This is a genomic window from Streptomyces noursei ATCC 11455, assembly GCF_001704275.1.
Taxonomy (GTDB): domain Bacteria; phylum Actinomycetota; class Actinomycetes; order Streptomycetales; family Streptomycetaceae; genus Streptomyces; species Streptomyces noursei.
Genome location: NZ_CP011533.1, coordinates 8,557,138 through 8,569,755, shown reverse-complemented (window position 1 = coordinate 8,569,755; position 12,618 = coordinate 8,557,138). Strand labels below are relative to the sequence as shown.

The following is a 12,618-nucleotide window of genomic DNA, read 5'->3' as shown; positions in this document are numbered from 1 at the left end:
CCCAACCGAAGGTATCCAGGACTGCATATGAACAACGATGAAGCGCTCGCCCCCATCGACCGGCTGCTCGCCGAGCGCGCCTGCGAACGTCTGATCCTCGGCTTCATCCACCGCCTCGACCTCGGCGACCCGAGCTCCGTGGCCGAACTTTTCACGGACGACGGCGTCTGGCAGTGGCCCCACGGTCACCGCCGCATCGAGGGCCGCGAGGCGCTGCGCGAATATTTCGGCTCCCGCCCGGCCGACCGTCTCTCCCGCCGGCTGATGACGAACATCCTGGTCTCCGTCACCTCCGCCACGACAGCGACCGCCACCTCCTACCTCACCACCTACCGCGTCGACGGCTTCGTCGAGGGCATCGTGCCGTCACAACTCCCCACCAACGTGGGCCATTACGAGGACACCTTCCGCAAGGTCGACAACACCTGGCTACTGGCCACCCGCACCACTCATCTGGCCTTCGGGGCCGACACAGCACGCCTCGCACCTCCGAGCGACACCTGAGCCGGAGCGAGACAGGGCCGGAGACTCAGCCCTCCACCGCATGACGGAGAAAGCCAGAAGAGAGAAGAGAGAGAAGGGAGCAAGACGAGAGCCAGGAATGAAGGAAAGGCCCCGCTCCCGCGCGATATCACGGAAGCGGGGCGGGTCCGAGAGGCGCCAGCAGCTCGGATAGATACGGGGACCACCGTACGGGCGACCACTGACAACGCCGCCCCGTGCCGGTGCGCACAGGCCACGTACGAAGACGGCGTACCTGTCCACGTCCGCACGTCCAGGCCAGGCGGGCGGCGACCACCGGCACACCCGCGCCCCCGATCCTCACCCCGCCCCACACCGGGCCCCAGCACGATGCACCACCCGATCTGGGGAACGCCCAACAGCAGTACACCCGCCGTGGGTGCGACCTGAGATCGGCGCCGCCGTGCAGCGGACGAACACCAGCGGGGAGGAGGCGCGCACACGTGCAGAAGGCGCGCACGCGTGGAGGAGGCGCGCACGAGCAGGTGAGGTGTGCACGAGCAGACGAGGCGCGCACGAGTGGAGGAAGAGGAAAAGAAAGTGGAAACGGGAGGAGGAGGGGGTGGGGGGTGGGGGAAGGGGGCGGGAGGGGTAGAAGGAAGGAACAGGGGCAGGGCACAGCGGACTCGCCACCGCCGCGCCCCCCATCCCGGCCTCGGAGGCCGGATCGCACGACGCCCTGTTGACGGTTCGAGTGTGGGCGGACAGGGTGGGGCGAACGCGGAGCGTGTGGGAATGGACACATGCAGGCAGCGAGGGGAGGGCGAGGTGCTGACAGTCTTTGCTGGTCAGCGAGTTGAGGTGGAGTCAGGACGATCAGTGGGGCCCGCTCGGGGGCGCTATGGCTGAAGAACGCGGGGAAGCGTTGTCAGTGGCTGCCCCTAGCATGTCTCACATGTCCGCAACTCCTTCTGCCCATACGGGTACGCCCGTTGCCGCTTCCGAGGCCAACGATTCGATCCGGCGTTTTGTGCGCGCCCGGCACGGTCTGGCCTGGACTGCGCAGGACATGGCGGACTATGCGGCACTCCTGGAGATCTGGACGCTGGCGGTGCGCGCCGAAGTCACGGAGGTCGTCGAGGCCGCCTAGTACAGAGCACCCACGCACGGACGAGGACACCTGCACGACGGCCCTGGCGCCCTACCCCGCCCCACCCCGGCCCGGCGGGCCGCCAGGGCCTCCCCATAGAGGGCCGGAGCATCTGCAATCCCGGCACGTGTAGGCGCCTGAGGTCAGGGCGCTCCTCAACCCACCCGCCCCGTACCACCACGTCCGATTTCCGCCAGTAGCTGCGTCCGCATACCGGCAGACTCGAAGAAAGCCCCGGTATCAGCACGACGAGGACGCACCATGCGCACCAGCACCCGCCACACGGTCACTCCCGCTTCGACGCCCGCCCCCGCTTCGGCGCCCACCACCGTGACCTACTGCACCACCCTCGACAGTCCCCTCGGCGAGTTGCTGCTCGTCGGCGTGGACTCCCCCACCGCGCCCGGCGGCATTGCTCTGACCTCGCTCTCCCTCCCCGGACAGCGCGGCGCTGCCGTCGTACGGGCACACTGGCGCCGCGACGCCCGCCCGTTCACCGAGGCCATCCGGCAGTTGCGGGCCTACTTCGCCGGCCAACTGCCCCGCTTCGAACTGTCGTTTCACGTCACGGGGACGGACTTCCAGGAACGCGTCTGGCAGGCCCTGGACGAAATTCCGTACGGCGCCACGACCACATACGGCCGGCTCGCCGATGCCCTGGGCGTATCGCGTACCGACGTCCGCGCGCTGGGAGCCGCGATCGGAGCGAACCCGCTGCTGGTCGTACGGCCCTGCCACCGGGTGATCGGCGCGGACGGCGGAATGCGAGGGTACGCAGCCGGCGTGGAACGCAAGATCGCGCTGCTGACGCACGAGGGCGCCCTCCAACCCACCCTCGTCTGATCGCCGTGAGCGACTCCCCGCCGATCGCCATGGACGTCCCGCCTGCCGCCGCGTGCGGCACCTCCCCGACCACCGCCCTCCGCGGCGTGCCGTCGCCCCTCATCCCGCGGGACGAGACGGACACATACGAGCCGTTCTCCTCCCCCATCCCCCACACCGACGCCGATCTCTCCACGCTGCTCGGCCTCTTGCTCTCCCCTCCCGTCCCGACGGCGCCGGGGTCGGACGGCTTGCCGGGTGCGCACCACACCCGCCACTCGCGTCGCCGTCGCCCCAGCGCCCCGTTCACCGTCACCATCGGACACAGCCGGGACGATGCGTCCATCGCGGCCGCCGCGGCATGCGCGGAGGCATGGCGAGCGGCCGGCCGAACCGTCCTGGCGGTGGTCGACTGGCCGGAGCACGCCGCATCCTGGCTGCGCCCCGCGCGGCGCTTCACGGCCGATCGGCCGGACGCCTGGGTGGTCGCCGCCGCACCTCTGGGCTGGGCCCAGATGAGCCGCCGGCTCTGCCACAGCACCGATTGGGAGCCGGCCCGTACCTACGGCTTCGCATCGCTCGGCGACTCCCGTCTCGTCGCCCTGGCCGGTCCGGCGACACTCCAGGGCATGCGGGGCGTCTCCGCCGACGGCGGCACCTGGCTCATCGACCGGGGCTGGGTCACGCGGCGCCCTCCGGGTACCCCCCCCGCCCCCTCACCCGGCGGGCCCTGAGCGCATCGCGGAATCCCCCGATGGCTCGTACGGCTCGGGAAGCAGGGAGCGAGAGCCTCCAGCACCCTCCCGGCACCACCCCAGTACCCACCCCAGTACCCACCCCAGCACCACCGGACATCCCACCGCCGTCCCCACCCGCCCCATCCCATGGCAGGCTGAAAGCAAGGAGAAGTCAGGAGAAACACAGACGGCAAACACAGACGGCAAGCAGCCATCCCCCGTCCCGTCACCATCCTCCGCCCCCGCCCCCGCCCCCGTCCCCTTCCCCGTCTCCGCCTTCCCGCCTCCCTGCCTCTCCGCCGATTGCCCCATCCCCCACCACATCAAGGCAGGTCACAAGCCCATGAGCACCCCACTTCCCGGTTTCGAGGACATTGGGCGGCTGCATGGTGCCGACGGGGCGAGCGGGCGTCAGGGGGCCGCCCGCCGACCGGGAGCGACCGGTGGCCTCGAAGGCCGTACCCGCCGGGAGCTGGCCCCCGGGGCGGTCCACGTCCCCGGTTGGCTGTCCCTCGACGAGCAGCGTGAGCTGGTCACCGCCTGCCGGGAGTGGGCGCGCGGCCCGGCTCCGATCCGGCACACCAAACTGCCGCGCGGTGGCGTGATGTCCGTGCAGACGGTGTGCATCGGCTGGCACTGGCAGCCGTATGCGTACAGCCGCACCGCCGACGATGTGAACGGTGCACCGGTCGCCGAATTCCCCGACTGGATGGTCGCGTTGGGCCGCCGCGCGCTGGTCGACGCATATCAGGATGCCTCGGCGGGCGACGACTACACCCCGGACGCCGCGCTGATCAATTTCTACGACGGCGAGGCCAAACTCGGCATGCACCAGGACAAGGAAGAGCGTTCCAGCGCGCCGGTGGTTTCCCTCAGCATCGGTGACACCTGCGTCTTCCGCTTCGGCAATACGGAGACCCGCACCAAGCCGTACACCGACATCGAGCTGGTCTCGGGAGATCTCTTCGTCTTCGGTGGTCCTTCGCGGTTCGTGTACCACGGCGTCCCCAAGGTCCATCCGGGCACCGGCGACCCCGCCACCGGCATGTCCATCGGCCGCCTCAACATCACCATGCGGGTCACCGGACTCAGCTGATTCGCGCCCTCCCGGCCGCTGCCGGGGCACACTGGACACATGTGCCGCAGCATCAAGACGCTCCGTCCGCCCATCACCTCCGAGGTCAACGACGAGGACATCCGGGCGGCGGCCTTGCAGTACGTCCGCAAGGTCTCCGGATTCCGCGCCCCGGCCGCCCACAACCGCGAGGTGTTCGACCAAGCCGTCGATGCCGTCGCGGCGGCGACCCAGGAACTCCTCGACGGTCTTCAGGTCCGTGGCTCCGCCGCCGTCCACCGCCAGTAGGACGTCATCTCAACGACCAGAACGACCCGGCGCCCGTACACGGGACATCCCAGCATCCCCCTCAGGTATCCCTCACCAATCGACCAGCGCCTGCACCGGAAGGTGATCGCTCGGGAACTGCCCGTGCAGCGAATAGGTATTGATCGCCGCGCGCCGTGTCCGCACCGCCGGCGAGGTGAGGATCCAGTCGACGCGGTCGCCATCCGGGACCAGCGGGCGATATCCATGGAAGGTTCCGTACTGGGCGCTGCGTTCTTCGGCCGCATCCCAGCTGTCGACGAGCTTGCCGGCCCCGAGCATGGCCTCGTACACGGGGTTCTTGTGCGCGGCGACATTGAAATCGCCGGTGACGATCCGCGGCAATGTCGGATCCAGGGCACCCAACCGCTCGTTGATCAGCGCAGCGGAACGCTCCCGCGAATACTGCACAGCGTGATCAAGATGCGTGTTGAACGCATAGAATTCTCCGGAACCCTGCCTTTCTCCGCTCGCCCCACGCTGGCCGCGTTCCCCTGCTCCGCTCTCCCCACCACGGTGCTGAAGATCCCGGAACCGTACCCACGTGGCCATCCGGATCACGGTGTTTCCCCAGGTTCGGGAGCCGATCACATAGGGTGTGTCCGAAAGCCAGAAGTGGTCGTATTCCACCGGAGCGAGACGCCGCACGTCGTAGAAGATCGCCGCGAATTCGTCCCGGCTGCCGCCGGCGCGGCCCGTCCCCACCCAGTCGTAATGGGGGCCGAGATCCGTCGCGATATCACGCAACTGCCCGTACAGCCCCTCCTGCGTCCCGAGCAGATGAGGGGCCTCCCGGTGCAGCAGACTCCGCATGGCCGGTCTGCGCTCGGCCCAGGAATTCGGGCGGGAATCCGACGCATATCGCAAGTTGAACGTCATCACGCGCAGCGATCGCCCGCCGTCGGCGGCGTATGCGGTTCCGCCGCCGTACGCCGCCGCCGACACTGTTGCCGCGGCAGATCCGGTGACAGCTGTGGCGGCGACTCCGCGCAGCACGGCCCGCCGGCTGAACGCCGCACCGGAAGCCTTCTCCCGGAATTCTCCGGATTCCCCTGAAGCCGCAGCAACAACACGCGACAGCAGCGCATTCTGGCCGGAATCTGAACCAGTCCCAGGGGACACAACACGACCGATGTGTCCGACAGGGGAACCCTGACCGGATTCCGTCCACTCAGCGGCGCACTCGCCCACAAGTCACTCCCGACTCCAGGATCCTGACTCTCGAATACCGACCCAGGGTGACCGACTTCTCGATCTGCTGCAGTCACCCTCAGCCACCTTGGACAACGTCGTGGCTCAGACTCCCGCAACACACGAAGTTCCGAAAGTCCTCCGGAAATGAACTGGCCGTGAAACCCTGGCCCATGTCTCTCGGACCACGGTGTGCTGCTCACCCGCTATCTTGCCCGCCGGTCACCGGCGACTAACGGTCGGCTGCCGGACCCTGCCAGTCCTCGTGCCGGATCCGAGCGAGGTCGCGAACGCCGCTGACCGTCCCCCATTCGTTCTTCCCCAGCCGCGACAACGGGCGCAACTTGCTGATCTCCGGGTGCCCGTCGACCAGGACGTCGTCCGAGACCACGGCATGTACGACCCGCCCGAACACCACGGTGCCGTCCCCGATCCGCAGGGTGCTGTGCAGTTCGCACTCGAATGCCACCGGCGATGCGGCGACCCGCGGCGGCTTCACACGAAGGCTCGGCTCGGCCTCGATCGCAGCCGCCTCGAACTCGCTCACCCCATGCGGGAAGTCGGTGGCCGTGTCGTTGATCTGCTCAAAGAGCTCCTCCGGCGTGAAGTTGACCACGAATTCGCCGGTGGCCTCGATGTTCCGCAAGGTGTCCTTACGGCCGACGGAGCTGAACTGCACCACCGGCGGTGTCACGCTGGCGATGCTGAAGAAGGAATGCGGCGCCAGATTCGCCGTCCCATCGTGAGAGACGGTCGACACCCAGGCGATCGGCCGCGGCACCACCACCGCGGTCAGGAGCCTGTAGAACTCGTTGCGTGACATGGCAGCGGGATCAAAGTCAGTGCGCATGGTGATCAGTATCCACGCGGGCGGCCGCGGGTTCTACAGCGGATCCACGGCACCCCCAAACCCCTGAGTTCGTCGGAAAGTGCCCGGTATCGGAGCCGACGAGCACCAGGAGCCGACGCCGTGTCCACCGCCCCATCCGTAGCCCCAGCCGTTTGGGAAGACTTCGACGTCCCCGCACACGCCCGCGGGGGCCAGGTCACCCTCAACCTCTACGACCACCTCGCCGCGTACGCCCCGAAGCGGCCAGGTGCATACCTACGCATCTCCTCGGACTGCTTCGGCCTCGAAGCCGGCGTCGACCGCCAGCTCGAAGACGCCGAGGACTCCCGTGCCCGCCTTCGCTGGGGCCCCTTCGCGAAGATCTACCGGGAAAACGACACGTCGGCATTCAAAAAGCGCAAGGTCGTCAAACCCGACGGCTCCATCGACTGGATCGTCCTGCGCCCCGAATTCCGACAGCTCCTCGCCGACCTCGCCCACGGCGTCATATTGAAAGGAACCGAAAGGTCACACATGCACAGCCAGAACAACGTGATACCGGACATGGACGCCCAGTACAGCCCCTCGCACATCCGCGCCACCTGGGCCGGAACTGGCAGCGTCGAGGACGCTTCCCGGGCCTTCGGGTTCTCAAGGGCGAAGGGCTACGACCTGATCCGCCGCGGAGAATTCCCCTGCCGCGTGCTCCGCATCGGCCGCAGCACACGCGTCGTCACCGCGTCCCTGCTCCGCGTCCTCGACAGTGGCGAGCCGGAGTACAGCAATACCCACGTCTGACGCATCATCCAATGGCACGCAGAAGCCCACCGCAATGCGGTGGGCTTCTGCGTGCCATTGGAACCCCCGCCGGAGCAAACGACACCGTTGGCGAATCCGGCCCGCTGCGCTCTACTCGGCGGGCCGGAGGGCTGCGAGGTGAGATGTGCGGGTGCAGGCTCGTGGGATGTCGGTCCACCAGCCGTTGAGGCGGTGGAAGTTCATCGCGGTGGCGGTGAACTGGTGTTGCAGCCTGGCTTTGGCCAAGCCGTGATACCGGCATCGCCGCAGGCCGAAGGCTCGGACGCCCTGGGAGATGGTGCCTTCGACACCGGCCCGGTGTGCGTACCGCTCCTTCCGCTCCTGGGTGTCTTCTTGGGCTCGTGCCTGTTGGATCACCTCCTGCTCCGCCTGGGGACGGAGAGCGATCCGGCGACCCATGCTGGACTTCGCACCAGCGCGGGTGCACTGCTCACGGTCCGAGCATGGCCGGCAGACACTCATCAGGAACCGTGCCCGGACCACGGCCGCCCCCTGCTGGGAGCGGTCTTCCCGCCAGTTGCTGGTGGTCTTGCCGTTGGGGCGTATCGGTGCGGTTGCATTTCGGGCCGGACACTCAGAGCTCTTCGCCGGTCTCGCTGTCGTAGAAGCTTGCGTGGACGGTGGCGGTGCTCCAGGCCCTGAAGACCCGGCAGATCCAGGAGGCTCATGGTCGGTGCCGTAACCCGTCTTCAGCTGTACGAAGATGATCCGCCGAGGCATGTGCGCAGGATCGCAAGGACACGACGAGAGCACCTCTCGCGGGCGTCGACCGCCTGGAAGACGTTGCTTCGCAAAGAAGATCTCCCCGCGGCACGCAGGACGGTACATGAGTACGGCGTGAATACGTGCGGACCGTCGCGTTGCGGACGCAAGGGCCATCGGAACATTTTTATTAATATGAATGCTCCATAGAACTTTTAGATGAGGGTGTTCCGCCAGGTGTTACTGGGCGTACGCCGGGGAGTACACGATGCCTTTCTTGCCGAGAAGTGCGCCGAATGCACCGGGCGTTTTTTCTCGGGAAGATTATTTGGGGTCTGAACCGCGAAGAATGCGACTGCCGGTGCGCGTGTTCGCGCAGCATCTCGTGTACTGGTAGGGGGAATTGCTGCACGACTTGCCCGGTGGCCCCTGAGGGGCTGCGTGCGTGCGAATGGGGATTTCCCCATTTCGCTTCGATGGCTGGGTTCGATGTGCGGTCCAGTCTCCTTGCGCCCGGCCAAAGAACCGTCACATCCATTCGCATCCTTCCATCCATGCCTGAAGGGGGCCGCCATGACATCCGACGAGCTGGAACAGATGTTGACCGACGTCGTGCACGGAAACGACGCCTCGCCCGACAAAAGGATCACGCTGCCGCCTGGTGCGCAGGACCGTACGTTCGACGAGTTGGAAGTGGACTCCCTGGCCCGGGCGGAGCTGGTGACCGTCATCAGTGACACGTACCAGATCGAGATCGGCGACGACCAGGCGGCGGCTCTCACTACCCCCCGCCAGGTCCTGGAGTTCGTCGCCAGTCACACGGCAGGAAGCAGCGCGTGAACAGCCCCGCGCTGCGGTCCTGCCGCATCGCGGCCGTGGGCGCCTACCGGCCCGCGCAGACGGACTCCCGGGAGGTCGCCGCGGCGTTCGGCGAGGACCGGGAGTGGGTCCTGTCGCGGACCGGTGTGGAGACCCGGTGCGTCGCGACACCGGCCGAATCAGTGGCGCACATGGCGCTCGCCGCCGCGCAACAGGCCCTCGAGAACGCGCGCATGGTGCCGGACAGCATTGATGCCGTGGTGGTGGCAACGTCGACCAACCCCCAGCCGTGCCCGTCGATCGCCCCGCAGGTCGCCTCGGTGCTCGGCCTGAACGTCGCGGCGTTCGACGTGAACATCGCCTGCGCGGGATTCTGCTACGCCCTGCAGGTGGCGGGTTCACTGATCGCCGGCGGCAGCTGCACCAACATCCTTGTCATCGGTGCGGACCGGATGCTGGACATGGTCGATCCCGACGACAAGGCCACGGCCCCCGTCTTCGCCGACGGCGCGGGAGCCGTGGTGGTCACCGCTGCGCAGGGCCTGTCCGACGTCGGCCCGGTGGTGTGGGGATCGGCGGGTGAGAAGGCGTCGGCGCTGCAGGTGAGGCCCGATGTCCTGGGGGCTGCGCGCTTTCCGGCGACGTCCCGGCCCGCACTGCGGATGGACGGTCTCGCAGTCGCCCGGTGGGCCTGCTCCACGGTTCCCGACGTCGTGCGCGAGATCCTGTCGGTCACCGAGATCGGATGGGACGACGTGGCCGCGTTCGTTCCGCACCAGGCGAACTGGAAGCTGATCCAACGCGTCGTCAAGGCGCTGGAGGTGCCGGAGAAGGTCGTCGTGGCCGACGACGTCCGGTTCACCGGCAACACCAGCTCCGCGTCCGTGCCTCTGGCCCTTCACCGCCTGATCGAAACGGGGCGGGTGCGTTCGGGCGAGTGGGCCGTACTCGTCGGGTTCGGTGCCGGCCTGGCATACGCCGGACAAGCAGTACGCATCCCCTGAAGCTCTGCCACGCCCCGCCCGCCTCGCTTGCTTCAGCCGGGCAGAAGGAGACCGAGCATCATGCTGATCCAGCCCATCGGCAAGGACGGCACACACCTCAAAGATCCGCCAGGACCACGCCTTCCCCGCCCGCTCCAGACAGCGCTCTTCACCTGGCGCAGGCATCTATGGGCCGGACAACTGCGCGAGAAGTACGGCGACGTGGTCGCGCTGAAGGTCTACCCGTGGCGCACGGTGATCTTCATCAGCGATCCCGGCCACATCGCGGCGATGTTCAGCTCGCCCCCGCCGAGGTTCCGTATGGGAGAGGGCAGCGCGATCCTGCGGCCGGTGATGGGAGAGCACTCCCTGATCCTCTCCGATGACGACGAACACCGGCGGCTTCGCAGGCTGCTGGCGCCCGTGTTCGGCAAGTCCGCCGTGCGCGGCTACCGGAGCACGATACGCGAGCTGGCGGAGCAGGAGGTGCGGCGCTGGCCCACCCGACAGCCGTTCAACAGCCTCGACCGGATGCGCTCGCTGACCCTCGAAGTGATCTGGCACGTCCTGTTCGGCCCCACCTCAGGGGCGCACATGGACCGGCTGCGTACGCTGCTCAACCGGCTCCCGGTCACCGACCTGACGGTCCTTCTGGGCATGGACAGGCCCTTCCTGCGCCGCCACGGTCCGTGGCGGCGCGCGGCGGGAGTCCTCAGCGAGATCGACGCGCTCATCTACCGGACCATCGAAGAGCGACGGCACGCCCCGGACCTGCCGCGGCGCACCGATGTGCTCTCCCGGCTGATGAGCGGCGGGACCGACGGGGAACACCTGCCCCCTGCCGAAATCCGGGACCAGATCGTCACGCTGCTGTACGCGGGCCACGAGACCACCGCCACCAGCCTGGCCTGGGCGCTGCACGAGATCGCACGCAGCCCCGAAACCGCGCGGGTCGCGGCGCGGGCCGCGCTCCTCGAGGACACCGCCTACCTGGAAGCGGTGGTGAAGGAGTCCATGCGCAGGCATCCCTCCGTCTTCGAGCTGACCTGGACCCTGACCGAGGACGTCGAACTAGCAGGATTCCGGCTGCCGCGCGGGGCCACGCTGATGCCGCTGATCGGGGTCGTGCACATGGACCCGGCGCACTATCGGGATCCGCACCACTTCCGTCCCGAACGCTTCCTGGACGACAGCGTTCCCTCCCACGCCTTCCTCCCGTTCGGCGGAGGCGTACGACGCTGCATCGGTGCGAACCTGGCCATGCTGGAAGCCACTGAGGTACTGCAGGTGATCTTGTCCCAGCGGGCCATCAGCACCCATCGGCCCCGGCCGGAAAAGGCTGTCTGCAAAAGCCTCACCATCGCACCCGCAGACGGCGCGCAGATCCTCGCACGGGTCTTGTCGGCGATCGAGCAGACGCTGTGACGCCACGTTCTTCGCAGAGACAAGGACAGAGCCTTGCCCGGTAACGCGAACGTCCAGCACCTCTCTTCTCCCTCGGCACGGGACACCGCCCCCAGGGTCGGAAACACGCCCGTCAGGTGCTGCGCCTGGATCCCCTGCCCGCCCGGCCTCGTGCTGTCTCCCCCGCTCCGGCGCCTTTCCTCAACCCCCCGGCCCGCGGTCGAAGGATTCCCGGCTGCCGCACTGCACAGGAGGGAAGCCGCGTGAAACTCCGTTCCGTCTCCAGCGCTTTGCCCTCACGTCAGGTGTCCAACTCCGACATCACCGAGCTGATCCGTAAGCACAGCACCGGCCACTTCACCGACGACCTGGAGCGCCTGCTGCGGAAGGTCGGCAGCTTTCTGCGCTACACCGGCTCGAACATTCGCTACTGGCTCGGGCCAGGCGAACGCCCGATCGGTCTTCTGCGCTCCGCAGCCGACTCCGCCCTGGAGCGGGCTGAGCTCTGCGCTGATCAGATCGAAGTCCTGATCTACACAGGGATCGGCCGCGGATTTATCGAACCGGGTGGCGCCTACCACGCGGCTCACGCCATCGGCCTGCACCGTGCGCACTGCTTCGACATCATCGACGCCTGCATGAGCTGGACCAGGGCCGTCCAGGTCGCCGATGCCCTGTTCCGCAGCGGCACGTTCCGCACCGCGATGATCGTCAACGCGGAGTTCAACATGCAGCCCGGCGGCCCGGTGGCTCCCCAGCTGTTCCGACTGGAGGGAATGGGAGAACTGGAATCGACCCTCCCTGCCTACACCCTCGGTGAGGCCGCCACCGCCACCGTCCTCACCGCCGAGGACAGTCCTCCGTGGCAGTTCCGGTTCTCCTCGCGCCCGGACCTCGCCCCGCTGTGCAACGTCACCCTCAACGGCTACGAGGGATACTGCGAGCCCTCCGACAAGCTCGCCCGCAACGGCACCGGTGTCTTCACCTCCTTCGGCTCTGAGATGCACCAGGCCGGCCGCAAGGAGGTGCAAGCGGTCCTGCGAGAACTCGACCCACCGCTCGACGAGGTGGCCGTGCTGGTCACTCACGCATCGAGCAAACGGGAATGGCAGACACAGGCAGACCACGCCGGGCTGGGCCAGGTCATCCACCACGTCTCCGATCGGATCGGCAACGTGGTCTCGGCCTCGGTGCCCGCGGCCCTCGAATCAGCGATCTCCGCAGGCCGGCTACGGCCGGGCCAGCGCGCCGTCGGATGGGTGGGAAGCGCGGGGATGTCCTTCGGAGCGTTCACCTTCGTCCTCTGACCTTCAGGAGCC

14 protein-coding genes are annotated in these 12,618 nt (G+C 67.8%); 11 read left to right on the top strand and 3 right to left on the bottom strand.

The features are described 5' to 3' along the window. Positions 1-27 precede the first annotated feature (27 nt). The 6 genes from SNOUR_RS36465 to SNOUR_RS36445 all read left to right on the top strand — a co-directional run bounded on the left by SNOUR_RS36465 (position 28) and on the right by SNOUR_RS36445 (position 4,534). The gene (locus tag SNOUR_RS36465; protein WP_067355720.1) at positions 28-504 is read left to right on the top strand and encodes a nuclear transport factor 2 family protein; all 477 of its coding nucleotides are present in this window, start codon (positions 28-30) and stop codon (positions 502-504) included. A gap of 913 nt (positions 505-1,417) precedes the next feature. After that, a complete protein-coding gene (locus SNOUR_RS46610; protein WP_143179712.1) occupies positions 1,418-1,612 on the top strand; it encodes a hypothetical protein in 195 nt (64 codons plus the stop codon). 261 nt (positions 1,613-1,873) lie between these two features. Further along, positions 1,874-2,455, top strand: coding sequence for a methylated-DNA--[protein]-cysteine S-methyltransferase (locus SNOUR_RS36460; RefSeq protein WP_079143102.1), 582 nt, complete (start codon positions 1,874-1,876; stop codon positions 2,453-2,455). 5 nt (positions 2,456-2,460) lie between these two features. Further along, entirely contained in the window at positions 2,461-3,168 is a 708-nt protein-coding gene (locus tag SNOUR_RS36455; protein WP_312634894.1) for a hypothetical protein, read from the top strand. A gap of 346 nt (positions 3,169-3,514) precedes the next feature. Beyond that, on the top strand, positions 3,515-4,267 hold the full coding sequence (locus SNOUR_RS36450; RefSeq protein ID WP_312634892.1) for an alpha-ketoglutarate-dependent dioxygenase AlkB family protein: 753 nt from the start codon (positions 3,515-3,517) through the stop codon (positions 4,265-4,267). Positions 4,268-4,306: 39 nt separating this feature from the next. Then, a complete protein-coding gene (locus SNOUR_RS36445; RefSeq protein ID WP_067355717.1) occupies positions 4,307-4,534 on the top strand; it encodes a DUF2277 domain-containing protein in 228 nt (75 codons plus the stop codon). Positions 4,535-4,606: 72 nt separating this feature from the next. Here the strand turns inward: SNOUR_RS36445 and SNOUR_RS36440 are convergent, their stop codons facing one another. Beyond that, positions 4,607-5,548, bottom strand: a complete 942-nt coding sequence (locus SNOUR_RS36440; RefSeq protein ID WP_067355715.1) for an endonuclease/exonuclease/phosphatase family protein — start codon at positions 5,546-5,548, stop codon at positions 4,607-4,609. A 427-nt stretch (positions 5,549-5,975) separates the two neighbouring features. Further along, on the bottom strand, positions 5,976-6,593 hold the full coding sequence (locus SNOUR_RS36435) for a flavin reductase family protein (protein ID WP_067355713.1): 618 nt from the start codon (positions 6,591-6,593) through the stop codon (positions 5,976-5,978). A gap of 120 nt (positions 6,594-6,713) precedes the next feature. Here SNOUR_RS36435 and SNOUR_RS48710 point away from each other — a divergent pair, with 120 nt between their 5' ends. Next, entirely contained in the window at positions 6,714-7,370 is a 657-nt protein-coding gene (locus SNOUR_RS48710) for a helix-turn-helix domain-containing protein (RefSeq protein WP_312634890.1), read from the top strand. Positions 7,371-7,481: 111 nt separating this feature from the next. Here SNOUR_RS48710 and SNOUR_RS43755 read toward each other — a convergent pair whose 3' ends face one another. After that, entirely contained in the window at positions 7,482-8,111 is a 630-nt protein-coding gene (locus SNOUR_RS43755) for a transposase (protein WP_159425990.1), read from the bottom strand. Positions 8,112-8,666: 555 nt separating this feature from the next. Between SNOUR_RS43755 and SNOUR_RS36420 the strand changes: the two genes are divergently transcribed. The 4 genes from SNOUR_RS36420 to SNOUR_RS36405 all read left to right on the top strand — a co-directional run bounded on the left by SNOUR_RS36420 (position 8,667) and on the right by SNOUR_RS36405 (position 12,606). Then, the gene (locus tag SNOUR_RS36420) at positions 8,667-8,933 is read left to right on the top strand and encodes an acyl carrier protein (RefSeq protein WP_067355710.1); all 267 of its coding nucleotides are present in this window, start codon (positions 8,667-8,669) and stop codon (positions 8,931-8,933) included. Further along, positions 8,930-9,916, top strand: a complete 987-nt coding sequence (locus SNOUR_RS36415) for a ketoacyl-ACP synthase III (RefSeq protein WP_067355708.1) — start codon at positions 8,930-8,932, stop codon at positions 9,914-9,916. Before SNOUR_RS36420 ends, SNOUR_RS36415 begins: the two co-directional genes overlap by 4 nt. A gap of 60 nt (positions 9,917-9,976) precedes the next feature. Then, entirely contained in the window at positions 9,977-11,320 is a 1,344-nt protein-coding gene (locus SNOUR_RS36410) for a cytochrome P450 (RefSeq protein ID WP_067355706.1), read from the top strand. 242 nt (positions 11,321-11,562) lie between these two features. Next, the gene (locus SNOUR_RS36405; RefSeq protein ID WP_067355704.1) at positions 11,563-12,606 is read left to right on the top strand and encodes a 3-oxoacyl-[acyl-carrier-protein] synthase III C-terminal domain-containing protein; all 1,044 of its coding nucleotides are present in this window, start codon (positions 11,563-11,565) and stop codon (positions 12,604-12,606) included. The last annotated feature ends 12 nt before the right edge of the window (positions 12,607-12,618 follow it).

Coding starts and splice junctions, on each gene's coding strand:
- SNOUR_RS46610 (WP_143179712.1), top strand. CDS start 1,418: ATGTCCGCAACTCCTTCTGCCCATACGGGTACGCCCGTTGCCGCTTCC.
- SNOUR_RS36465 (WP_067355720.1), top strand. CDS start 28: ATGAACAACGATGAAGCGCTCGCCCCCATCGACCGGCTGCTCGCCGAG.
- SNOUR_RS36435 (WP_067355713.1), bottom strand. CDS start 6,593: ATGCGCACTGACTTTGATCCCGCTGCCATGTCACGCAACGAGTTCTAC.
- SNOUR_RS36410 (WP_067355706.1), top strand. CDS start 9,977: ATGCTGATCCAGCCCATCGGCAAGGACGGCACACACCTCAAAGATCCG.
- SNOUR_RS36450 (WP_312634892.1), top strand. CDS start 3,515: ATGAGCACCCCACTTCCCGGTTTCGAGGACATTGGGCGGCTGCATGGT.
- SNOUR_RS36460 (WP_079143102.1), top strand. CDS start 1,874: ATGCGCACCAGCACCCGCCACACGGTCACTCCCGCTTCGACGCCCGCC.
- SNOUR_RS43755 (WP_159425990.1), bottom strand. CDS start 8,111: ATGCCTCGGCGGATCATCTTCGTACAGCTGAAGACGGGTTACGGCACC.
- SNOUR_RS36445 (WP_067355717.1), top strand. CDS start 4,307: ATGTGCCGCAGCATCAAGACGCTCCGTCCGCCCATCACCTCCGAGGTC.
- SNOUR_RS36420 (WP_067355710.1), top strand. CDS start 8,667: ATGACATCCGACGAGCTGGAACAGATGTTGACCGACGTCGTGCACGGA.